A 22,741-nucleotide genomic window follows, 5' to 3' on the forward strand; every position below is an offset into this window, starting at 1 on the left:
TCTTCCGGATGGGCGGCGACTCGCTGAGCGCCGTCCGGCTGCGCGCCCGCATCCTGCGAGAACTGGGCGACGAACTACGGGTGCAGGACATCTTCGAGCACCGCACCGTCGCGGCCGTCGCGGCATTGTCCGCACGTCCCCCGGGGGGGGGCCGCCCCCCCCCCCCCCCCCCCCGGCCCGCTCGGAAAGCCAAGCGCCGCCGGGTAATACGGCCGCACCGACGGTGCCGTCGGGATCCTGGATCTGTAGCACATCGACATCGGGACGGGCGGCCTGCGCGACCACCGTCCCGGCGAAGCGCGCCCCGTGCACCCGGCCCCGCCCGATGACGTGCCAGCCGTCGGGAAAGACGTGGGGGTCGATGTCGTCGTGCGATCCGGAGATCAGATTGATCGCCGTGCCTTCCGGGCAGCCGGCCGGGTCGATCCGCAGCTCTGTCGGCGCGGTGTCGAGATCCGGATCGAACTGCACGTTCGCCAGGTACGGCTGACGGCAGCGGGTCAGTTCCAGGCAGGTGCGCCGCGCCGCGACCTTGCAGTTGACCATGCCGAACTGCGCCGGCCCACCACTACTGCCGCCGATCGCCAGGGCGGTGTCTGCCCCCTCGAACCAGACGTTGGTGAACCACCAGTCGTTGGCGGCGCCGTCGACGACGACGTGACGGTCGGTGGTGCGCGGATCCTCGTCGGACACGAATTCGACATTGCTCAGCGCTAATCCGGCGTTGTGGTCGCCGCCCGTGCCGAGCACCGACACCCGGTTGCTCGTGAATTTCGATGAGGTGACGTAGTTCTGGATGCAGGAGGTGACCAGCCCGTACCCGAAGTTGTTGATGTCGCAGTTCACGAATGCCGTGCCGCCGGTGTTGGCGTCCAGCACCACTCCGCGCTGCCGGGTGTACCGGGGGAAGTTCTCGGCGAGGTGATTGCCGCGGAACACGACCGCGTCGAAGGTGCAGCGGAAGCATTCGGACAGCTGGATCGCGGTACCGGACTCGCCGGAGAGAAAGAAGCCCAGGCGGGAGAAGCGCACGCGGTGCTTGCGGCGCAGCGTGATCAGCGTCCCGTCGCCCTCGTGCACGATCGTGGTGACGTCGGCGCCGTCGCCGAGGACGGTCGCGAAATCGGGTAGCTCGGGCCAGCGGGACACGCGGTATTGCCCGGCGGGCAGGTACATCACCAGGGGGCGGTCGCCGACGGCGGCGGCCGCGGCCAGTGCGGCGGTGTCGTCGGCCCGGCCGTCGCCGACCGCGCCGAAGTCGCGGACATTGCGCGCCGCCGGTGCGTCGGTGACGTGCGGCGAACGGAATCCGGAGGCGGTGTCGTCGCCGGAGGCGCAGGCGGCGAGCGACCCGGCCGCGGCGGCGCCCAGGGTGACCGCGAGCAGTCGGCGTCGCCGGACGCCGTCGTCCTCGGGCCGGTTCACGCCCGTCTCCCCAAGCGCACCAGGATGTTTCGCGTCGCGCTGCCCGCCGGCGTGAACGCCACCGCGCCGGTCAGTTGTGCCGCTCCGGAGCCGAGCGTGGCCAGCGCGCCGCGCACCTGCGGTGCGGTAGTCCGCCCGAGTTCCACCACGCCGAGCGTGGCATCGCAGTGGCGGGCCAGCGCGATGGCGTCGGCCGCCGCGGTGATCGGAGCGGCCTCCACGACGATGCGGTCGAATTCGCTGTGCAGCTTGGACATGATCTCGGCGAATCGCTCGGAGGCCAGCAAATCCGGTGTGCGGGAATCGATCACGCCGATCGGCAGCACGCTGATCCCCGCGTCCGGCCACGCGGCGATCGCGTCGTCGAGCGGGGCGGAGCCGCGCAGCAATTCGGCCAGGCCCGCCGCGGCCCGCACCGGCACGAGGCCGGAGTTGCCCTGCCCGGTGGTATCGGCGTCGACCAGCACCACCCGGTCGCCGGTATCGGCAAGGGTGCGAGCGAGATTCGCGGTCACCGTGGGTTGCGACCGGTCCGACAGCGAGGTGAGCAGGACGCTGGTGGTGTCGGTACCGAGACGGGTGCGCAGCCGCCGCAACTCGCCGGGCGCGCCCGGGCGGCCGTCGTCGATGATGCCGAGGATCGGCGCGGGCAGGATCGCCGCGAGATCGCCGGAGCCGCGCAGCCTGCGGTCCAGCCGGTCGCGGACGAACGCGGCGCCGAACCCGAGGGCGAGCCCGGCGAGCACACCCAGCAGCACGGTCCGGCCGGCCTGCGGCGAACTGGGCCCGCCGGGCGTCCGCGCCGTGTCGACCACCGCGACGCGGGCGGCGGGCGCGGCGTCGACCTGGATGGTCTCCAGCTGAGCGATCAGGTGCCGGAACTGTGACACGACCTCGTCGGCCAGGATCCGGGCTCCCTCGGCGGTGCTGTCGCGCGCGGTCACCACGATGACCGTCGTCGCCGGTGGGGAGGCCGCGCCGATCCGGCCGCGCAGCGACGCGGTGGACTCGCGCAACCCGAGTTGATCCTTGACCCGCTGCGCCACCGTCTCGCTGCCCGCCAGCTCGAGATAGGACCGCACCCGCTGCTGTGCGGCCAGGCCGCCCTGATAGGAGTCGTTGACGGAGGTCCCCGTCGCCATCGAGACATAGCACGTGCTGGACGCGGTATAGGTGACGGGCTGGGTCCGCTGATAGCCGTAGGCGGCGGCGGTGCACAGCACCAGCGCGACCAGCAGGATCGGCCAGCGCCGCCGGGTGATTCGCCAGATATCGGTCAAACCCATTGCCCTGCCCTCGTTTTCCCGGCGGCAGGCAGCGCGGCGAGCCCGATGCGGGTCGCGGTCTGCCGTCGATATTCGGCGATCAATACATAGGTGACCCAGACCAGCACCATGGCCTGGAGGTACTTGCCGAGTGTCTCGACGGTGCCGAGCATGCCGCGCTCGAACAGTACGGGCACCTCGATCACCGCGAGACCGAAGACCGGCAGCGGCACGTGCCGGCTGTAGAGGCAGCGGGACCAGATCAGCAACAGCGCGAAGGTGATCGAAACCCCCAGTGCCACACCGCCGTACCCGCCCAGCACGTAGCCTTCGCTGATATTGCCCTCCGCCAGCGACACCGACACCTTGCCCATGTCCACCGATCCGCCGCGCACCTGCTCGGCCCACGCCGCCCCGGAACGGAACTTCTCGGCGCCGAGCAACTGGGACGGGATCAGGCTCTGCACGGCGTGCTGTGCCACCTCGGTCGGGGTCAGCCACGAGTGCGGACCGGCGTAGTAGGCGTCGGTGGCGGCCTCCAGTCCGTCGAAGCGGCGCAGCAGGCTGAGCAGCGGGCGAATCGCCTCGGGATAGCTCGAATCGGTGACGGCGGCGTCGGCTTTCGTCGCCGGTGTGGCCTTCAACCCTTGCAACCAGCCGAACGCGCCGATGCCCAGCACCGTGATCGCCAGCACCGCCGCCACCTTCAGCCGGGTCCATCCGGTCATCGCGCAGCGGACGGCGATGGCCAGCGCGGCGCCCATGATCGGGGTCTTCGACTGCACGGCGACGGTCCACAGCAGTTCGCCGAGGGTGAGCGCGCCGATGATCAGCACTGTGGTGCGGGGGTTGGCGGGCCGCGCGTACACGATGATTCCGACGGCGCCGAGCGTGGCGAGGATGGTGACGAGATTGATGATCGGGTTGGGGCTCTCCAATTCGCCCGCGCGGCCGTTGTTCCCGGTCGTCACGGCGGCCAGCCTGCCCAGCGTCCCGAGGACATAGAGCACGCACATGGTCTGGATGAATGCCGGGTCGCGTGCGAAAAATGCTTCCCCCGTGCCCGAATCCGACGCGGACGGTTCGCGACTCCGGCGACGGCGCGTCCAGATCGCGTACGCCACAACCAGTCCCGCGTACAGCCACAGACCGAACACCACCGGGCGCAGCACCAGGGCGATGCCGTGGTCATACCCCAGCACGGCCAGGCGCGGATCGGGAACGTTGTCGCCGTAGTGCGGATCGGGTTGCACCCACAGCAGCACCACCGGCCGCGCCACGTAGGACAGTGCCCACTGCGCGGCCTGTGCGACGAGGAAGACGCGGATCGGACCGGGCAGCCACATCCCGGCGACCACGATGCTCGCCAATGCCCCTGCGACGAGGGATACTTCGAGCGGCGTCGCGCCAATCACCCCATGTCCTTCATCACCCGTATGTCGCGTGCGCGGCCGCGCCGTTACCCGATCGCCTCGATGATCTCGGCGGCTCGGTCGGCGTAACGGTTGTGTCCGGCCGTGATGCGGCGGTGGCCGGCCTCGGCCACCTTCGCGGCCTGGCCCGGATGGCGCGCACAGCGTTCCAGGATCGCGCGCAGTTCGGCGGGCGAGGAGAACAGGAAACATTCCGACTCTTCGGTCAGCAGCCGGGCATGCTCGTCGGTCCGTTCACCGACGAAAAGCCCACCGGCGGCGGGAATCTCGAAGCTGCGGCAGGTATGGGTATCCCGGTTGGCCGAGTTGAGCAGCACCAGATTCGCGGTCACCGCCGCGACGGCCGCCGAGAAGTGCTCACCGTAGACCGGGCCGCGCACGGTGGCCCCGCTGCGCCACAAGCCCGGCACGCGGCGCCAGCCGGGGCCGTAGATCGCCAGTGCCGCACCGTAATCGCGGGCGAGAGCGCTCAGCAGTCCGGTGCGGTCGGGGCGGCGGGCGCCGATGAATCCGGCCAGGAACCGGTCCGGTCCGCGCCGTGCGCACGGGCGATGCCAGGCCGGGTCGTAGGCGCTGGCGACGTAGGTGACGGCCCGGGCGCCGCGCTCGCGCATTTCGCCCACATTGTGCCGTTTGGTGGTGACCACGAGATCCCATTCCGCTTCGTACCGGAGGTAATCGGCGCTGATGTTCTCGGGATTGGCGACGTCGTCGGGGCTGTAATGCACGCGCAAGGCTGCGGGGACCGACAGCAGCCGGGCTTGATCGAGATGTACGGCCTTGAAGGCGAACAGCAGGTCCGGCACGAAATCCGCGGCGAGCGCGTCGATCTCGTCGTGCACGCCCGATACGGTCCAGGGCGCGCGCCGCCGCGCCAGCTTGGCGTACACCCACGGCGGCGACAGCCGGCCCGGCAGCGTGACCGCCGTGGTGTCCACGACCACCACCTCGTGCCCGGCCCGGCGGAAGCCGTCGGCCAGCGAGCGCGCGTTGCTGCCCACCCAGTCGTCGCCCACGTACAGGATTCTCATCGTCGTTCTCCCTCGCCGGTGGGCACCGGGACCGGTGCGGTGTCGCCTTGCCGCGCGCCGCGTTCCCGGACGATCAGCCACCGCACCCGGACGAGGTACCACAGCGCGACCGTCACCTCGGCGCCGACCGTGCCGTATACCAGCGTCCAGACCGATTCGGTCCGCACGGCCACGACGAGCGCCCCGGCCGCGACGCAGGTTCCGATAATCGCGCCGATCAACACCCCGGCGGTGTCCTGCCGCACCGGCAGCACCGCGGTCGTCACCAGCGAGGTGATCGTGGTGGCGGGCAGGATGAGCACCTCCACCCGCAGCAGCGGCACCGCGTCGGCGAACTCGCTGCCGAACATCACGTGCACCAGCATCGGCGCCAGCGCCCAGACGGCGAGCATCGCCACTACGGCGACGCTCAGGCAGGCGACCAACGATCGAATGGCGTTGTGCCAGAACACCTTCTCCCCGCTGCGCCGCGCCATCCGGGGCAGCAGCGCGAAGCCGATCGGGTCCAGTAAGGACTGGATGGCGCGGACGAGCCGGTCCCCGGCGGAGTACAGGCCCAGCGACGCGGCGTCGAGCACCGCCGAGTACACCGCCGCGGAACCCTGGCCGTAGCTGGTCACCAGGGCTCGGGAGGTCAGCACGGGTGCGCCCGTCCGGAGGATGCGCCGCACATCGCCGGGTCGCCCCGGAATCCCGTAGCAGCGCAGGGCATCCCACCATGTCAGCGCCACCGTCAGCACCGACGACACCAGCAGGCACAACAGCGCCACCGACGCGTTGGGAAAGTGCGGGAGCAGCGCGATCAGCAGCACCAGATAGCCGATCCGCCCCGCCCCCTGGTACAGCGTGGACGCGCCGAACCGGCCCTGCCCGATCAGCAGCCAATCCTCCGAGATCGACCAGAACCCACCGGTGAACAGCCCCAGCAGGATCATGTGCAGCGCCGCGGGCACACCGAGGACCAGACCGCCGACCAACGCCAGTCCCAACAGGCTCAGCGTGATGACGCGGATGACGAGATAGGTGCCGCGCAGACGACCGATGTCGTTCGATTCGCCCGGTGTGTCATGCACTTTCGCGGCCAGGAACGAGGTGATGCCCAGATCGACGGCGAGCGAGCCGATGAAATACGCCGACATGCCGATGGCCAGCAGGCCGACACCGTGCGGCCCGAGCAGCCGCGAGATGAGCGGCAGCGTCACCACCGTGATCAGGTACTGGCCGTACTTGCCGAAACTGACGTAACCGATATCGCGCAGCACCGCGCCCAGCCCGTGCTTCACGGGTTTGGGAGGGCGGCGCGCCGGGTCGCCGGGGTCGGATTCAGTCACGTCGCCCTCGCTGTTCTGTCACCGAGGTCAGCAGCCCCGCGACGACGCGGGCGGTCTCGGTGATGTCGAATCGCTGCGCGCGAATCCGGGCGGCGTCGGCGAGTTTCGCGCGCAATTCGGTGTCTTCGATGAGCCGGTCCAGCGCGGCGGTCAGCGCGCGCTCGTCGCCGGCGGCGACCAGCAGTCCGTTCACGCCGGATTCGATTATCTCCGCCGGGCCGCCGGGCCGGGTGGCGATCACGGCGCAGCCGGCCCGCATCCCCTCGACGACGACCTGCCCGAACGGCTCCGGCAGCACAGAGCAATGGACCAGGATATCCGCCTGTGCCAGTAGGCTTTCCGGGTCCTCGACGTGCCCGGTGGAGGTCACCGGTAGATCCAGTGCGGCGGCCAGCCGTTCCAGTCCGGCCCGGTAGGGCTCCTCGTCGAAGAAGGCGCCGCCGATCAGCAGGATGCGGGCGGGGCGAATGCGGGTCCGGGCGACGGCGCGCAGGAAGACGTCCTGCCCCTTCCACGGGGCCAGCCGCCCGACCACGGCGACGACGGTCTCCGGCGGCGGGCGCGGCGCGGCGCGGGCCTCGGGCGCGCGCGGCTCGAGACCGGGGTAGGCGACGACGGCCGGTTTGCGCCCGGTACACAGGGATTCGAGTGTCGTGCGGCTGTTCGCGAGGTAGCCGTGCGCGGCGAGGCGGCCGAGCAGGCGCAGCAGCGGGGCGAGCCGCCGGCCGAAATAATCCGGGGTGATCCGGTCGTGTACCTGCCAGATCAGCGGTATCCGGGCGCGCCGGGCCGCCACAGCGCCCATGAGCAGCGCCTTGGTGCTCTGCGCGATCAGCACCGACGCCTCCAGCCGCCGCGCGGTGGCGCCCAACTCCCAGCCCACTCGCACCAGGGCGATCGCACCGGCGAGCAGGCGGCGCGGGCCCGCCGTCGCGATGGTCACCGCGCGGCTGTCGAAGTCGTTGCGCAGCAAGCGGGTTTCGATACCGCGGGCGCGCGTGCGCTCGACCATCGGCCCGTCCGCGGTGTAGACGACGGCGGTGTCGCACCGCTCGCGCAGGGCCGCGGCCAGCCGGAGCATGGCCAGTTCGGCGCCGGACGGTGCCGCGGTGTGCGCGACGAACACCGCCTTCACGGCGCGGCCAGTTCCCGATAGAGGTCGATGTGGCGGCGGGCCGCGGTGTCCCACGAGAACGATTCGGCGTGTGCGCGGCACTGTTTCGCGGTGGGGACGCCGCCGTCGAGGGCCTCGGTGAGCCGGTCGGCGAGTGCCTCGGGATCGCCCGGCGCGACGATGAGCGTGGGATCCAGGCCCCGGACCGAATCGGGCAGCCCGCCACAGCCGGAGACGATGGGCGCGCGGCCGGCGGCGAGCGATTCGAGAGCGATCAGACCGAAGCCCTCGAGCGTATGGGAGGGCACCACGGTGCACCAGGCCCGCGCGTAGAGGTCGGACAGCCGGTCGTCTGGGACGCGGCCGGTGAATTCGATGGTCGGTTGCCCGGCGGCCGCGGCGCGGAGTTCCGCTGCGGCGGAGCCGGTTCCGACGATGGTCAAGCGCGCGCCGGGGTGCCGGTCGAGGACCGCGGGCCAGCAGTCGATCAGGGTGCCGATGCCCATGCGACGTTCCAGTCGGCGCACGCACAGCACCCGTGGCGCGTCGGTCGGGATGTCGGTGGCGGCGAACCGATCCAGGTCCACGCCCGGCGCGATCACGGTGATCCGGTCCGCGCGCACCCGGTAGTCGGTCGTCAGCAGGTCGCGAAAGTGGTTCGACAGCACGACGAAACGGTCTGCTCGTGCGTAGCGGAGGCGTTCGAGCAGGTACTTGGTACGCACCGCTCCGTCACTCGCCCCGGCCGTGCGGCTCTCCGCGGCCCAGGGGCCGTGGAAGTGGACGACCAGCGGTCCGGTCGTAGGGGGACCGTAGAGGCAGAAATGCCGGTCCACGATCGTGGCGGCGGGGGAGAGGTCGAGGAACGCTCGCGCGGCACGGCGCGCGGCGCCGCCGCCGGTCGGGCCCCACGTGCGGCCGCCGTCGGGGGCGTCGCCGAAAGCCGTTGCGGTGACCGCTGTCTCAGGGCACGCGCGCAGGGCGCTGTGCAGATCGGTGAAGTACCGGTTCAGCCCGCCGGGGGCCGCCGCGAACCACTCCGATCCGGTCATGTGTACCCGTAGTGGAAGTGGACCCACGCCGAACCCCCGCGCATTGTTCACCGGGACGATCACGGTCGTGATCGCCTCCATCCCCTGGATGAGAGTCTAGGCGCATTCGGCCGTCCCGCAGTGCGCGAAGGACGGCCCATCCCGGGGGAATTCGCTGTGAGCGGTGTGGGCGTTACAGCGTCAGCGGCGTTCGTCCAGCTTGTCGACGTCGGCGAGAACCTTGCCGTGCCAGTCGATCTCGGCCTGGATGCGCATCCTGGCGTGGTCGACGACGAGATCGTCCACCGTCCCCTGGTCCGGCCAGCGCCGCTCGAGCTGGTGTTCGATGCGTACGAGATGCGCGCGCAGCGCGGCGATGCGGTCGGTGAGATAGCCGCGCAACAACTCCGGATCGAGGTCGGTGCTCACGGCCAGTGCGAGATCCACCGGATCGGGCCGGATGGCGACATCGGTGAGGGCCTCGTCGCGCAGGGCCCGCAGTTCCCGCAGGCCCTCCTCGGTGATCTCGTAGACCGTCCGGGCGGGCAGCGCGCCGGGCTGCTCGGTGCGCAGCGGCCGGATCAGGCCCTCGTCGCTCATGCGGTGCAGCGCCCCGTACAGCGAGCCCGGCTTCACCCGCGACCACAGGTCGGCGCGGTCCAGCCGGGCGTCGCGGCGCAGCTGGTGGCCGTGCATGGGACCGCGCTTGGCCAGGGCGGCGAGGACGAACAACCGGGTCTCGTTCACCCCGTGAGTCTGACATGACTACTCGTATTTGAGTAGTCTCGCGGGCATGGCTGTACGACCGATTCTCATCGCCGGCGACCCCCGGCTCACCACCCCGGCCGTTCCCGTCACCGAGTTCGGCGCCGAGCTGGCCGCGTTCGTCGACACCCTGTTCGAGACGAATACCGCCGCCAACGGCGCGGGCTTGGCCGCCAACCAGATCGGTGATCCGCGCGCGGTCTTCGTCTACGACCTGATCGACCGCGGCGTGCGGCAGCGCGGCTACGTGGTCAATCCGGTGCTGAAGACCTCGGAGATCCCCGAGACGATGCCCGACCCCGACGACGGCGAGGGGTGCCTGTCCGTGCCGGGCGAGTGGTTCCCGACCGGCCGCGCGCACTGGGCCGAGGTGACCGGTGTGGACGCGGACGGGCAGCCGGTCACCGTGGCGGGCACCGGCTATCTGGCCCGCTGCCTCCAGCACGAGACCGACCACCTCGCCGGGCGGCTGTATCTGTCCCGCCTCATCGGCCGTAATCAGCGCGCGGCCCGCAAGATGATCAAACAGCGCGACTGGACCCGCCCCGGCAATTCCTGGCTCCCGGGCACCGTCGCCGACCCGTTCCACGGCTGAACCCCGCGGCCCTCCGCGCCTGAGTTAGGCTAGCCTATGTAGCTGATCGGTAACTCCGATGCCCACCGTCGAGCTGAGGATCGTATGGGACCTGCTCTCGCAGCCGAACGCACCCGGCTGAACCGTCGCGGTTTGTTCGCGGCGGGGGCCGCGGTCCTCGCCGCACTCGCGGGCTGCGGCCGCGCGCCGGACGACGACGCGGCCGGGCCGGATACCTGGTCCTTCACCGACGATCGCGGGAAAACCGCGCACGCCCAAGGCATTCCGTCGCGCGTGGTGGCCTTCACCGGGTCCGCCGCGACCCTGGCGGACTACGGGCTGGGCGATCGGCTCGCCGGAATCTTCGGCGAGGTGCGGGCGGGCAGCGGCGCGACCTCCGAACTGGCCGGTGATCTCGATCCGAACCGGCTCACCGTGCTGGGCAACAGCTGGGGTGAGTTCGATGTGGAGAGGTATGCCGCACTCGAACCCGACCTGCTGATCACGGACATGTACGTGCCGGACGGGTTGTGGTACGTGCCGGACGAGAGTCGTTCGCAGATCGAATCGATCAATCCGAACATCGCCGCGATCTCGGTCGCGAAGCAGCCGCTGCCCACGACGATCGGCCGCTACGAGCAACTTGCCGTGGCGCTCGGCGCCGACCCCGCCGCGCCGCCCGTCGCGCGGGCCCGGGCCCGATTCGACACGGCGGCGCAGGCGGTGCGGGACGCGGCCGCGGCGAAGCCGGAGCTGCGGGTGCTGGCCGCCTCCGCGGCCCCGGATACCTTCTACGTGTCGGACCCGCGCGCCTCGGCCGATCTGAGCTACTTCCGCGAACTCGGCGTGCGGCTGGTCGTTCCCGAGCGGGTGGACAGTCAGGGCTTCTACGAGAGCCTCAGCTGGGAGAACGCCGACAGGTACCCGGCCGATCTCATCCTGCTCGACAACCGCTCCGCCGCCGTGCAACCCGACGCGCTGGCCGGAAAACCTCTGTGGCGCACGCTGCCCGCCGTGCGCGCCGGCGCGCTGGCGCCGTGGAGCCCGGTGTACCGGTTCTCCTACGCGGGCGTCGCGCCACTGCTCGAACGGCTGGCCGACGCGGTCCGCAACGCGGGGTCCGGCGCCTGACGCGTAGCGAAATCGCCACGGAGTGCGATACATTCGCGAGCGGCAGTGCTGCTTCTCCGAACCCATGATCCGGGTGGATGCCCGGCTTGCGGAAGGACAACGCGTGGGGAAGTTCGGCGCGGGGGCGGGTGCCGACGACATCCGGGTACTGGTCGAGAACGGCGAGTACTGGCTGCGCAATCGTGGCGATATCGCGATGATGGCTGTCACCGTGCAACGCTTGCGGGAGCGCTGGCCCGCGGCGCGGATCGGCATGCTCACCGATCAGCCGAGGGTGCTGCGCGCGCTGGTGCCGGGGGCCGATCCGATCCGCCTGGACACCGGCGGCCGGTGGGAGCCACCGCCTCGGCTCGATCGGCTGGGCGCGGTGACGGCTCTGCGCTGGCGCGCCGCCACCGACGGGCCGAAGTCACGCGTACGGGGCCTCCGGAAAGCGTTGCGCGGCAATGACGATCAGCACGTTGAGCCACCCGAACCGCCACTGCCCGCGGCGATCGCCGCGGCGGGCCTGGTGCTCGCCCAGGGCGGCGGCTATATGACCGATGTCGACCGGTACCAGGCCAATCGCACCCTCAATCTGCTCGAATACGCACAGTCGCAGGGCATTCCGACCGCCATGATCGGTCAGGGCTTCGGTCCCCTCGAGGATCCGCTACTGCTGGAGCGCGCCGCGCGAGTGCTGCCCGGTGTCGGATTCATCGCGTTGCGCGAGGGTCGGCGCGGCCCGAAGCTGCTCGCCGACCTCGGCGTCGCGCCGGAGCGGGTCATGGTGACCGGCGACGACGCGGTCGAGCTGGCCTACCGGCTGCGGCGCGCCGAGATCGGCGGAGATCTGGGGGTCTGCCTGCGGATCACCTACTACGCTCAGGTCGGCGCGGCCGCCCGGGACGTGCTCGGTGAGGTGATCCGCTCGTGCGCCGCCGACCACGGCGCGGCGCTGCGGCCGCTGATCATCTCCGAATACGACGGTGAGGACCGCAACTGCACCCGGCAGCTGCTGGCGGGCGCCGCGCACACCCGCCGCCCGGTCGGCCGCGGCGCGGGCGCCGAGGATGTGGTCCGCCAGGTGTCGCGCTGCCGCGTGGTGGTCACCAGCGCCTATCATCTCGCGGTTTTCGCTCTGTCACAGGGCATTCCGGCCGTCGGCATCACCGCGTCGCGGTACTACGACGACAAGTTCCACGGCCTGGCCGAGATGTTCGGCACCGGGTTGCGTGTCGTCCACGTCGGTGACCCGGATCTGCGCGGCACATTGACCGCCGCGGTGCGGGAGCTGTGGGAGTCGGCCCCCGACATGCGAGATCCGCTACAGCACAAGGCCGTCGAGCAGATCGACGCCGCCCGCGCCGGACTGGCCCGGGTGTTCGAGCTGGTCGAGGGTGAGCGCACCGCCGTCGCGGCACAGGGAGAGTAATGAGCACACTGTCGGTCTGCGTGCCCGCCTACAATGCCGCGCGCACCTTGGAGACCACCCTGCGCTCGGTGTTGGACCAGGACGTCGATTTCGAACTGTCCGTGCTCGACAACGCCAGCACCGACGCCACCGCGTCGATCGCGCGATCCTTCGCCGATCGCCGGATTCGCCTGCACCGCAACGAGTCCGTCCTGCCGATCGGCGAGAACTGGAACAAGGCCGTCGCGGTATCGCAGGGCGAACTGGTGAAGGTGGTGTGCGCCGACGACATCCTGCTCCCGGGTGCGCTCGAGGCGCAACGAGACATCATGGCCGATCCCGGAATCGCGATCTGCTCGGCCAAATTCGAGGTGATCGACGAGGCGGGCGCCGTCGAGGACACCGACCTGGGCCTGCCCGGCCTGCTCGGCGCGCAGCCGGCGCGCACGCTGATGCGCACCATCGTGCGTCGCGGCCCGGCCGACTTCGGCCCCACCGCGGCGGCGGTGTTCCGGCGCACCGACTTCGAACGCGTCGGCGGCTTCCGCGGCGATCTCGTATTCCCGATGGACGTCGACCTGTTCGCCCGCGTGAGCGAGTACGGCGCGTTCTACGGAATGCCGGAAATCCTTGCCGCCTGGCGCAATTCGTCGTTCAACCTGTGCAGCCGCAGTTCGACGGTGTCCAAGCTGACCGAGATGGCGCGCTTCCACCACCGGCTGGCGCGCGAATACCCGGACCTGGTGACCCGGTCCGACGTGCTGGCCGGAGATCTGCGGCTGGTCGGGCAGGCCGGGGAGCGGGTGCGAGTCCGGACGGTGGCGACGCTGCGCCGCCGCCCGGACCTGCTGCGCTGACCTCAGTTCGTCCAGAGCGGGCCGTAGGTGAACACGGTGTCACCGTCGGCGCCGACCACCTTGACGTAGGGACGGATCGAGGTCTGGCCGATGACCCCCGTCACGGTGCCGTGGAACCCCGACATCCGAATGAAGCCGTCACTGCCCGAGATATCGCCCCCGGCGCATTCGACGGTCTGGATGCCGGGCCCGGTGCCGACATCGATCTCCACGCCCAACTGCGGAACCAGGTCGAACAGTTGCAGTCTCGGCTGCTGGCTCAGTTCCGTGCCGAGTCCCGGAGTGTAGTACTGGAAGCGGATCTTGCCGTTGAGCGTGGCCGGATAGCCCACCATATAACCGATGGTGATGTGCCCGCGCCAATCCGCTGCCTCCGGGCCGTCCACCCGGAATCCGGCGCGACCCTGGTGAAACCACTCCCGGGTCAACGGATTACCGTCCATCGGCGCGACGAAATCGATCCGGGTGTCGGACTGGATGGCCTCCACGGTGCGATTGGCGTGGTCGACGATGCTGCTGGCGCTGTCGATGTCGGCGCCCGCGGTACCGCCCGTGAGCGCCACTCCGATGGCGACCGCGGCCGCCGCCGAGATGGCGCGCGTGACCGCGCGTGAGGTGTTCTCCCGCATTCTGGTTCCCCTGCTTCCGTCATCAGGTGTGCGCCGTAAGCGTCACGGGCGCAGTCGATTTCCCCCTGGAAATCGTGGCGGGCTCACGGCGGCCGCGGAATCCGGGTCACCCACCTGCCCTCCAGCTCGGGCAGCCGGGATCGCACCTCCGGCAGCAGATCGGGCACCGTGAGCAGCACCCGGTCCGGCCGGGCGGCGACGAGGTCGTTCGGGGAGATGATCGGGATGTCCGTGCCCGGCATGCGCCGCCGGTGTTTGGCGGGCGAGACGTCGGCCACTCCGGCGAGGTGGTCGCGACGCAACCCGGCGCGTGCGAACAGCGCGACCGCGCGCGACGCCGCCCCGTAGGCGTAGACCCGATTGTTCTGTGCCGCTTCGGCTTCCAGCCACCGTCGCAGTTCGTGAGTCTGCTCGTCGGCGGCCGCTTGCAGCGGTGCCAGCGCCCGCGGCTCGGTGAGACCGGTCTCGGCGGCGAGAATGCGCCGGACCGACTCGTCGGGATCGACGGGGCGTGGCACGGCGGCGACGAGCACCGTGCCGCCGTACAGATCGAACTCCCACGCGGTGGCCGGATACAGGCCCGCCGTGCCCAGCAGCCACCGCAGCGCGGTGAGGGAGTAGTACGCGAAATGTCCGTGCCGCAGCGCGTTCCACTGTCGCTGGGTGACGATGGTGCGCAGCGAGTGGAACTGCAACAGCAGCACCCCGTCGCGATCGGTGGCGGCGGCCCGGTCGGCCATCGCGGCGCGCTGGTCCGCCGCGTGCATGAGACCGAAGCTGTCCAGCACGACATCCGCTGGGCGAGAATATGTTCCGGCAAACCCACGGTCCGCGAGCAGTGGCAGCCAGGTGCCGCCGTGCGGACTGCCGAACTCTCGCACGCTGCCGCCGCGCAGCCACCCGGCGGCGGCGACCTCGGTCACCGCCGCCGCCGCTTGGTCGCGCAGCGCCTGAGGCTCCAAGCCGCGCGGTTCGGCGGCCGGGGTGTCGTCGTCGGCGAGCTGTGCCAGTCCGCAGGTGCGGCACAGCCGCATCGCCAGCGGGTGGGTGCGGTCGGCCCGCACCGGCTCGTCCGCCTCCGGAAAGTGGTTGGCGGCGGGCATCTTTCCGAGATCCAGGACCAGGACCGGATTCGAGGAGCCGCACGCGCGGCAGCCGTGGGCGCTCATGACACCGGGTCCACCGGCGCCGACCGCAGTGCCGCCCAGTTTCCCGCGGCGCGGTCGCGGGCCGACACCACCGTCACCGGTTCGGGCCACGGAATATCCAGGTCCGGGTCGTCGTGTGCGACCGCGAGGTCCTCGGCGGGATCGTGCGAGCGGTCGATGCGGTAACACACGTCGGCGGTCTCGGTCAGCGACTGGAACCCGTGCAGGAACCCCGGGGGCACATACAGGCTGCGAAAGTCGTTGTCGTCCAGTCGGAAAGCCTGCCATCGGCCGAAGGTCGGCGAGCCGGGCCGGATATCGACCAGCACGTCGTAGACGGCCCCGTGCGCGCACCGCACCAGCTTGGCCTCGCCGCGACCGGACCGCCCGTGCAATCCGCGCACCACGCCGCGCCGCGAGCGCGACTGCGAGTCCTGCACGAAGGCCGCCGCCGCGCCGCGCACGCCGAGGCGGTCGTCGAACTCGGCGGCGTCGAAGGTGCGGGTGAACAGCCCGCGGTTGTCACGATGCGGTTCCGGGACGAGGATCAGCACATCCGCGAGTGCGGCGGATTCGATACGCACGCCTCAGGCCCCGATCCGGACCCGGCGCAGGCTGTCGTCCAGTACGCCCGCGTCCCGTAGCGCTCGCAGCCGGGCCAGCCGGGTGAAACGGCCGGTGAAGTCGGCGGCGGTGAGACCGCGGGCGACGTACTCGCGCACCAGTTCCGCCGCGCCGTCGGCGACGCTCCAGCGCGCGGCGAAGCCCAGTTCCGTTCGCGCCCTGCGGAAGTCGACCCGGTAGGAACGCGGATCGGCGCCCGTCTCACCCGTGATCACCAGCCGGGAGCCGGGCACGGCGTCGACCACGGCGGCGGCGATGTCGGCGACGGTGAGGTTGTTGGCCTCGTCGCCGATGTTGTAGGCGCGGGCGGAGATTCGCTCGGCGGGCGCGGTCAGGCAGGCGGCGAACGCGTGCGCGATATCGGCGGCGTGCACCAGCGGCCGCCACGGCGTGCCGTCGGAGAGCACCCGCACCTCCCCGGTCAGCACCGCGTACCCGGCGAGATTGTTCAGCACGATGTCGGCCCGCAGTCGCGGCGAGAACCCGAAGGCCGTGGCATTGCGCAGGAACACCGGGCAGAACCCGGCGTCGGCGAGCGCGGCGACGGCGGCCTCCACCTGCACCTTGCTCTGGGCGTATGGCGTCAGGGGGTGCAGCGTGGCGTCCTCCCCGACCAGTTCCGCACCGGCCGCGCCGTAGACCGAGCAGGTCGAGGCATAGAGGAAGCGGCGGACTCCGGCGGCCTTGGCCAGCTCCGCGAGCCGCACGGAGGCGTGCAGGTTGATGTCGTAGGTGATCCGCGGCGCCAGCGCGCCCAGCGGATCGTTGGACAGCGCCGCCAGGTGGATCACCGCGTCGAACCCGGCGAGCTGGTCGGCGGTCACCTCGCGCAGATCCGCCACGATGCCCGGCGGATCGGCCGCGGCCGGGCCGAGCAGGCAGTCGGCGTAGTACCCGATGTCCAGCCCGACGACATCGTGGCCCTCCGCTCGCAGGATCGGCACCATGACCGTGCCGAGATACCCCTGATGTCCGGTGACGAGCACGCGCATGGGTCACACACCTCCGAATACGACCGTGGCCTTGTCGATGACGAACGCCTCGGCGTGCGCGGCGCGGCACTGCACGCCGCGCAGCCGGGACAGCCCGAGGAACGCCTGCTCGTCGAACCATTCCCGATTCCGTTGGGAGGGATAGTGTTCGATGAGCAGTTTCGCCTTGCGCCGGGCCAGCCCGGCCGTCAGCGGGACGAACATGGTCGGGCGCGGGGTGTCGGTCTCCCACTTGAGGATCTCGTAACCGAGCACCAGATGATCGCGGAATTCGGTGGGGGCCAGCTCGGCCAGTAACCGGTGATCCTGATGCGCGTCCCCGGGTTGGGGCGCGAACACGAGATCCGGCTCGCCACCGCGGCGCAGCCGGGCGACGGCCGCCTTCGCCGCCTCCCAGTGTGCCGGAGTGCGGCCGTCGGGCAGGTCCAGCACGGTCACCTCGAGGTCCGCGCCCGGACAGAACGAGGCCAGCGCGGCGCGCTCCTCGGCGGCCCGCCCGCCGCTGCCCCCGCACAGCACCAGCGCCCGGACCCGCAGTCCCGCAATGGATTCGGCGAGGGTGAGCAGGGTGCCCCCGGCCCCGATGGCGAGATCGTCGCAGTGCGCGCCGAGCAGTGCGATCTCCCGCACCCGCCGCGCGGCGAGCCTCAACACGCCAGGCTCCGCTCCCACACCATCCAGGGCCGGTCACCGCCGTGGTAGGCGGCGTCGAGTTCGGCGCGCTCCTTGAACGTGTCGGCGGGCTTCCAGAAGCCGTGGTGCTGGTAGCCGAGCAGGCGGCCCTGCGCGGCGAGTGCGCCGCATGCGTCCTCCACCAGGTCGCCGCCGGGCGGCAACAGGTCCAGCACCTCCTGGCTCAGCACGAAATAGCCGCCGTTCTCCCAGATCGGCAGGCGCGAGACCGGGGTGATCCGCTCCACGGAACCGCCGGCGTCGACGTCGACGCAGTGGAACGACGATTGCGGCGGCACGATCATCATCGAGGCGGCGGCGCCCGACGTCACACACTTGTCGATCATCTCGTCCAGCGGCGCGTCGGTGAGCACGTCGGCGTAATTGGCCAGGAAGTACCGTTCGCCCGCGAGGTGCGCACGCACCCGGCGCAGCCGCTCGCCGATCGCGGAATCCACTCCCGTGTCGGCGAACGTGATGGTCCAGTCGCTGATGTCGGAGGCAAGCAATTCCACTTGCCCGCCGCGGATGACGAAGTCGTTGGACGCCGACTCCTCGTAGGTGAGGAAGTAGTTCTTGATGTGGCTGGCGCCGTAACCGAGGCAGAGGATGAAATCCTTGTGCCCGAAATGCGCGTAGTAGCGCATGACGTGCCAGATCAGCGGTCGCGGCCCGACCATCTGCATGGGCTTGGGCACGGGATCCCCGGTGCCGCCGCGCATGCGCATGCCGTAACCGCCACAGAACAGAACGACCTTCATGACCGGCCCCCGGAAAAATCGGCGTGATGCAGGGTGGGCAGCGGATACACCAGTTCCGCCCCCCGATCGCCGAGATGGCGCAGCTGCGCGGTGATCTCGGCCTCCAGATTCCACGGCAGCGCCAGCACCACATCGGGCCGGTCGGTGTCGATCCGCTCCGGCGGATGGATCGGTATCCGGGTCCCGGGGGTGTAGCGGCCGTGCTTGTACGGATTGCGATCGACGGTGTAGGACAACAGATCCGGGCGGATGCCGCAGTAGTTCAGCAGCGTGTTTCCTTTGCCCGGGGCGCCGTAGCCGACGACGCTGCGCCCCGACCGGCGGCAGTCCAGCAGAAACCGCAACAGGTCGTGACGGACCTGTTCGGCGCGGGTGCGCAGCGCGGAATAGCCTGCGACGCTGTGTAATCCGGCCTCTCGTTCGGTGGCGAGCAGGTGCGCTACCCGCTCGGTGGGTACGGCGACCGCCGTGGGGCGCACCCATAGTCGCAGCGAGCCGCCGTGCGTGCGCAGCAGTTCCACGTCGGCGACCGCCAGGCCCGCTGTCGCCAGCGCGTGCTGGGCCGACAGCAGCGTGTAGTACTGGAAATGCTCGTGGTAGATGGTGTCGAACTGCCCGTGGCGCACCAGGTTCAGCGCGTGGTGCACCTCGATCGACAGCCAGCCGTCGTCGGCGAGCAGGCCGCGCAGCGCGCGGGTGAAGCCCAGCAGGTCCGGCACGTGCGCGTAGACGTTGTTGGCGACCACCAAGTCCGCCGGGCCGTATTCGGCGCGCACCTTCGCCGCGAGTTCCTCGTCCAGGAAGGCGGTGATCGTCGGCACGTCTCGTTCCCGCGCGGCGGCGCCGACATTGACCGACGGCTCGATGCCCACGCAGCCCACGCCGGCGGCGACCGCGTGCCGCAGCAGGTAGCCGTCATTGCTGGCGACCTCGACGACGAGCGACTCCGGACTCAGACCGAGAGACGTAATCGCCTGCGCGACAAAGAGTTCGGCATGCCGCACCCAGCTGTCGGAGTAGGAGGAGAAGTAGGCGTACTCGGTGAACGTCTCCGCCGGGGTGATCAGCGCCGGGATCTGTAGCAGCAGGCAGTCCTCGCACAGGCGCAGATGCAGGGGATAGGTCGGTTCGGGTAGGTCCAATTCCGCGGCGGTCAGGAACTTCTCACACGGCGGTGTGGCGCCCAGATCGAGCACGCTGACCAGCCGACCGGAATCACACAGGCGGCAACGCACGACGTATTCCCCACCTCTCGCCGGGACCGGGTCTCCGGCAAATGTGCCGGGACAACCATCAGTCGGCGTCGACGTTCCTTACGTTACAACAGGATTCCCGCATTTCCGGGCGGTAGCGAGGGACCTCTGGAAGTGATTTTCGGTCGGTTTTACACCCCGGCGGGAAACAGTATTCGGGGAGCTATCACGCAAATCCGCACGAACCATGCACATCGAGGGACCGCACCGAAGATATTCCGCGCCACGGCATTTCTATCAGGCGATATCGGGACCGTTAGGGCGGCAGGGGAATCGCAAAAAGTACCGGTTGCCTTGTTTCTCGCTATTACCGGGATACCGTGTCGCGCAGAAAATCAGGGAGCGCGTGTCGAAGATCGAACCAGTAACATTCCCCATCAGGCCGGCGACACACCGTCGTACCCATCGGTGTCACGGTATGCGGCCGCTGGGGGATCGGTCAGTGGGGATCGAAGCCGAGTTCTCCCATGCGGGAGGTGTATTCGTTCATGAGTTTCGAACTACGTTACGGTGCGGTCGCTCGTGCGCCGGTGCCGGCGCGCTCCGAACGCGAGCGCTGGCAAGCGGACTACGCGCGCCGGCTCTGGGTCGGTGACCTGCTCGTGGTCGGTCTCGCGGTCGCCGCCGCGCAACTGGTCCGCTTCGGCGGTCCCATCGATCCACTCCTGGCCACCACGCTGCCGGTGCAGGTCGGCTACACGGCGGTCTCGGTGTTGCTGGGGCTGGTGTGGACGGCGTTCCTGGCCGCCGCGGGTACCCGGTCGCCGCGCGTAATCGGCAGCGGCACAGAGGAATACCGCCGACTCGTGGCCGCGACGCTGCGGCTGTTCGGTCTGGTCGCCATCCTGTCGCTGCTGTTCGGATTCGATATCGCGCGGGGCTATCTCGCGATCGCGCTGCCGCTGGGCCTGGCGGGGCTGATACTGCAGCGGCGGCTGTGGCGGCGCTGGGTCGCCGAACACCGGATGGCCGGGCGCTGCGGCATTCGCGTACTGGTGGTGGGCAGCCGCGACGCCGCGGCGGCGATGGTCGCGGCGTTCGGGCGTGATCCGCGATCGGGCTACCAGGTGGTCGGGGTCTGCACCCCGGATGGCGTTCCCGCTCCTGCGGACCCCGGCATCGAGGTCGGCGGCCGCACGATTCCCGTTGTGGGAGATGATCGTTCGGTGCTGGAGGCGGTCCGGTCCGCCGGCGCCGACACGGTCGCCATCACCGCGACGGACAACCTCGGCCCGGCCGACTTCCGGCATTTGGCCTGGGAACTGCACCCGCTGGGCGTGGAGTTGATCGTCGCGCCCGGACTGGTCGACATCGCCGGTACCCGGCTGACGCACCGGCTCGTCGCCGATATGCCGATGCTGCACGTGGAGAAGCCGCAGTACGACCGGGCCAAGTCGATCGGCAAAGCCGTGTTCGACGTCTGCTTCGCGGGGAGCGCGCTGCTCGCTGTCGCGCCGGTGTTGCTCGCCATCGCCTGCGCGGTGAAGCTCACCAGCCCGGGTCCGGTGTTCTATCGCTCCGAGCGCATCGGCCGCGACGGCGAACCGTTCCGGATGATCAAGTTCCGGAGCATGTACGTCGACGCCGACGCGCACGTGGCCGACCTGATCGCGGCCGCCGGCGGCAACCCGCTGCTGTTCAAGCTGCGCGACGACCCGCGGGTCACGCCGGTGGGCCGGTTGATCCGCAAGTATTCGCTCGACGAACTCCCGCAGTTCTTCAACGTGCTGCGCGGCCACATGAGCGTGGTCGGCCCGCGTCCGCAGGTGCGGCGCGAGGTCGAGAGCTACGACGGCATGATGCGCCGCCGGTTGCTGGTGAAGCCGGGGGTGACGGGACTGTGGCAGGTCAGTGGCCGGTCCGACCTGTCGGTCGAGGACGCCATGCGGCTGGACCTGTCCTACGTGGAGAACTGGTCGATGGTGCTGGACCTGCTGCTCATCACCCGTACGATCGGTGCGGTGACCCGCGGCGACGGCGCCTATTGAACGGTTGAGTGAACATCATTTAGTAAAAGGTGTTCACAAAACGAGTGTGGTGTGGTTCACTCCTGTGGAACGTGTTCCAAAGGAGGTACCGTGTCAGCCCCGTCCATCTCGCACGACTTCGACTTCACCGATCCCGACCTGCTGTCCACGCGCCTGCCCGTGGAGGAGTGGGCAGAGCTGCGCCGGGCCGCGCCCGTCTGGTGGGTGGACCAGCCCGCCGGCGTGAGCGGGTTCGACGACGGCGGCTATTGGGTCGTCAGCAAGCTCGACCACATCAAGGAGATCTCCAAGAACTCCGAGGTGTACTCGACCCACGAGAACACCGCGGTGATCCGCTTCAACGGCGACATCACCCGCGAGGAGATCGAGATCCAGCGCGCGATGCTGGTGAACACCGATCCGCCCGCGCACGACAAGCTGCGGCGCATCATCTCCCGCGGCTTCACCCCGCGCGCCGTGCAGACCCTGCGCGAGGCGCTGGTCGAGCGGGCCGAGCGAATCGTCCACGAGGCCAAGAAGACCGGCGGCGGCGACTTCGTCCAGCAGGTGGCGGCCGAACTGCCGCTGCAGGCGATCGCGGAACTGCTCGGCGTGCCGCAGGAGGACCGCGGCAAGCTGTTCGACTGGTCCAACCAGATGATGGGTTACGACGACCCGCAGTACCAGGACACCTACCGGATGGCCAACGCCGAGGTGATGGGTTACGCCTGGAATCTGTCGGAGGAACGCCGGAAGTGCCCGGCCGACGACATCGTCAGCCAGCTCGTCACCGCCGACGTCGACGGGGAGGCGCTGGGCTCCGAGGAGTTCGCGTGGTTCGTGATCCTGCTGGCGGTCGCGGGTAACGAGACCACCCGCAACGCCACCACGCACGGTATGAAGGCGTTCATCGACTTCCCCGAGCAGTGGGAGCTGTACAAGGCCGAGCGGCCGCGCACCGCGCCGGACGAGATCGTGCGCTGGGCCACTCCGGTCATCGCCTTCCAGCGAACCACCCTGCAGGACACCGAGATCGGCGGCCAGCCGATCAAGAAGGGGCAGCGGGTCGGCCTGTTCTACGCCTCGGCCAACTTCGACGAGGAGCACTTCGACAAGCCGTTCGATTTCGACGTGATGCGAAACCCCAACCCGCACGTGGGATTCGGCGGCACCGGCACGCACTACTGTGTCGGGGCCAATCTGGCGCGGCTGCAACTGGACCTGATCTTCAACGCGATCGCTGATGTGATGCCCAACCTGCGTGAGGTCTCCGAGCCGGTGCGGCTACGCTCGGGCTGGTTGAACGGAATCAAGAGCTGGCAGGTCGCATACGAATGACCGGCCG

20 protein-coding genes and 2 pseudogenes are annotated in these 22,741 nt (G+C 70.0%); 7 read left to right on the forward strand and 15 right to left on the reverse strand.

The features are described 5' to 3' along the window. Nucleotides 1-8: 8 nt before the first annotated feature. Nucleotides 9-68 (forward strand): annotated as a pseudogene (locus QH470_RS38385) (hypothetical protein); the annotation flags it as partial. A 97-nt stretch (nt 69-165) separates the two neighbouring features. Here the strand turns inward: QH470_RS38385 and QH470_RS33865 are convergent. From QH470_RS33865 to QH470_RS33900, 8 genes and pseudogenes are all read right to left on the reverse strand, one after another. After that, nucleotides 166-1,425 (reverse strand): annotated as a pseudogene (locus QH470_RS33865) (glycosyl hydrolase family 28-related protein); the annotation flags it as partial. Further along, nucleotides 1,422-2,711: a protein tyrosine kinase gene (locus QH470_RS33870; RefSeq protein ID WP_280276462.1), complete on the reverse strand. Its 1,290-nt coding sequence runs from the start codon at nt 2,709-2,711 to the stop codon at nt 1,422-1,424. The gene QH470_RS33870 and the pseudogene QH470_RS33865, both read right to left, overlap by 4 nt. Beyond that, nucleotides 2,702-4,105 carry a hypothetical protein gene (locus QH470_RS33875; protein WP_280276463.1) on the reverse strand — a complete coding sequence of 468 codons (1,404 nt, stop codon included), beginning with the start codon at nt 4,103-4,105 and terminating at the stop codon, nt 2,702-2,704. Before QH470_RS33875 ends, QH470_RS33870 begins: the two co-directional genes overlap by 10 nt. Nucleotides 4,106-4,149: 44 nt before the next feature. Continuing rightward, nucleotides 4,150-5,154: a CgeB family protein gene (locus tag QH470_RS33880; protein ID WP_280276464.1), complete on the reverse strand. Its 1,005-nt coding sequence runs from the start codon at nt 5,152-5,154 to the stop codon at nt 4,150-4,152. Then, nucleotides 5,151-6,437 (reverse strand): lipopolysaccharide biosynthesis protein, encoded by a 1,287-nt coding sequence (locus QH470_RS33885; protein WP_280276489.1) that lies wholly within the window; start codon nt 6,435-6,437, stop codon nt 5,151-5,153. The genes QH470_RS33880 and QH470_RS33885 overlap by 4 nt, the downstream gene beginning before the upstream one ends. Before the next feature lie 40 nt (nt 6,438-6,477). Continuing rightward, nucleotides 6,478-7,566 (reverse strand): glycosyltransferase family 4 protein, encoded by a 1,089-nt coding sequence (locus QH470_RS33890; RefSeq protein WP_342228480.1) that lies wholly within the window; start codon nt 7,564-7,566, stop codon nt 6,478-6,480. 50 nt (nt 7,567-7,616) lie between these two features. Beyond that, entirely contained in the window at nt 7,617-8,651 is a 1,035-nt protein-coding gene (locus tag QH470_RS33895; RefSeq protein WP_280276490.1) for a glycosyltransferase family 4 protein, read from the reverse strand. 180 nt (nt 8,652-8,831) lie between these two features. Beyond that, nucleotides 8,832-9,377, reverse strand: a complete 546-nt coding sequence (locus QH470_RS33900) for a PadR family transcriptional regulator (protein WP_280276466.1) — start codon at nt 9,375-9,377, stop codon at nt 8,832-8,834. Between the two features lie 46 nt (nt 9,378-9,423). Here QH470_RS33900 and QH470_RS33905 point away from each other — a divergent pair, with 46 nt between their 5' ends. The 4 genes from QH470_RS33905 (at nt 9,424) to QH470_RS33920 (ending at nt 13,350) form a co-directional block, all read left to right on the forward strand. Continuing rightward, nucleotides 9,424-9,990 carry a peptide deformylase gene (locus QH470_RS33905; RefSeq protein WP_280276467.1) on the forward strand — a complete coding sequence of 189 codons (567 nt, stop codon included), beginning with the start codon at nt 9,424-9,426 and terminating at the stop codon, nt 9,988-9,990. Nucleotides 9,991-10,074: 84 nt separating this feature from the next. After that, nucleotides 10,075-11,100 carry an ABC transporter substrate-binding protein gene (locus QH470_RS33910; RefSeq protein WP_280276468.1) on the forward strand — a complete coding sequence of 342 codons (1,026 nt, stop codon included), beginning with the start codon at nt 10,075-10,077 and terminating at the stop codon, nt 11,098-11,100. 103 nt (nt 11,101-11,203) lie between these two features. Next, nucleotides 11,204-12,514, forward strand: coding sequence for a polysaccharide pyruvyl transferase family protein (locus tag QH470_RS33915; protein WP_280276469.1), 1,311 nt, complete (start codon nt 11,204-11,206; stop codon nt 12,512-12,514). Continuing rightward, complete coding sequence (locus tag QH470_RS33920) at nt 12,514-13,350, forward strand: glycosyltransferase (protein WP_280276470.1); 837 nt, start codon at nt 12,514-12,516, stop codon at nt 13,348-13,350. Before QH470_RS33915 ends, QH470_RS33920 begins: the two co-directional genes overlap by 1 nt. A gap of 2 nt (nt 13,351-13,352) precedes the next feature. Here the strand turns inward: QH470_RS33920 and QH470_RS33925 are convergent, their stop codons facing one another. From QH470_RS33925 to QH470_RS33955, 7 genes are all read right to left on the reverse strand, one after another. Continuing rightward, on the reverse strand, nt 13,353-13,979 hold the full coding sequence (locus tag QH470_RS33925; RefSeq protein ID WP_280276471.1) for an MspA family porin: 627 nt from the start codon (nt 13,977-13,979) through the stop codon (nt 13,353-13,355). An 83-nt stretch (nt 13,980-14,062) separates the two neighbouring features. Further along, complete coding sequence (locus QH470_RS33930; RefSeq protein ID WP_280276472.1) at nt 14,063-15,148, reverse strand: class I SAM-dependent methyltransferase; 1,086 nt, start codon at nt 15,146-15,148, stop codon at nt 14,063-14,065. Beyond that, a complete protein-coding gene (gene rfbC, locus QH470_RS33935) occupies nt 15,145-15,711 on the reverse strand; it encodes a dTDP-4-dehydrorhamnose 3,5-epimerase (protein ID WP_280276473.1) in 567 nt (188 codons plus the stop codon). The genes QH470_RS33930 and rfbC overlap by 4 nt, the downstream gene beginning before the upstream one ends. A 3-nt stretch (nt 15,712-15,714) precedes the next feature. Next, a complete protein-coding gene (locus QH470_RS33940) occupies nt 15,715-16,743 on the reverse strand; it encodes an NAD-dependent epimerase/dehydratase family protein (protein WP_280276474.1) in 1,029 nt (342 codons plus the stop codon). 3 nt (nt 16,744-16,746) lie between these two features. Continuing rightward, nucleotides 16,747-17,397, reverse strand: a complete 651-nt coding sequence (locus QH470_RS33945) for a PIG-L deacetylase family protein (RefSeq protein ID WP_280276475.1) — start codon at nt 17,395-17,397, stop codon at nt 16,747-16,749. Further along, the gene (locus QH470_RS33950; RefSeq protein WP_280276476.1) at nt 17,391-18,176 is read right to left on the reverse strand and encodes a glycosyltransferase family protein; all 786 of its coding nucleotides are present in this window, start codon (nt 18,174-18,176) and stop codon (nt 17,391-17,393) included. Before QH470_RS33950 ends, QH470_RS33945 begins: the two co-directional genes overlap by 7 nt. Further along, the gene (locus QH470_RS33955) at nt 18,173-19,411 is read right to left on the reverse strand and encodes a class I SAM-dependent methyltransferase (RefSeq protein ID WP_280276477.1); all 1,239 of its coding nucleotides are present in this window, start codon (nt 19,409-19,411) and stop codon (nt 18,173-18,175) included. Before QH470_RS33955 ends, QH470_RS33950 begins: the two co-directional genes overlap by 4 nt. A 506-nt stretch (nt 19,412-19,917) precedes the next feature. On the opposite strand from QH470_RS33955, the gene QH470_RS33960 reads away from it, so the two are divergent. Continuing rightward, nucleotides 19,918-21,417 carry a sugar transferase gene (locus QH470_RS33960; protein ID WP_280276478.1) on the forward strand — a complete coding sequence of 500 codons (1,500 nt, stop codon included), beginning with the start codon at nt 19,918-19,920 and terminating at the stop codon, nt 21,415-21,417. Between the two features lie 90 nt (nt 21,418-21,507). Then, a complete protein-coding gene (locus tag QH470_RS33965) occupies nt 21,508-22,734 on the forward strand; it encodes a cytochrome P450 (protein ID WP_280276479.1) in 1,227 nt (408 codons plus the stop codon). The last annotated feature ends 7 nt before the right edge of the window (nt 22,735-22,741 follow it).

The sequence above is a fragment of the Nocardia wallacei genome, assembly GCF_029868745.1.
Lineage (GTDB): Bacteria > Actinomycetota > Actinomycetes > Mycobacteriales > Mycobacteriaceae > Nocardia > Nocardia wallacei_B.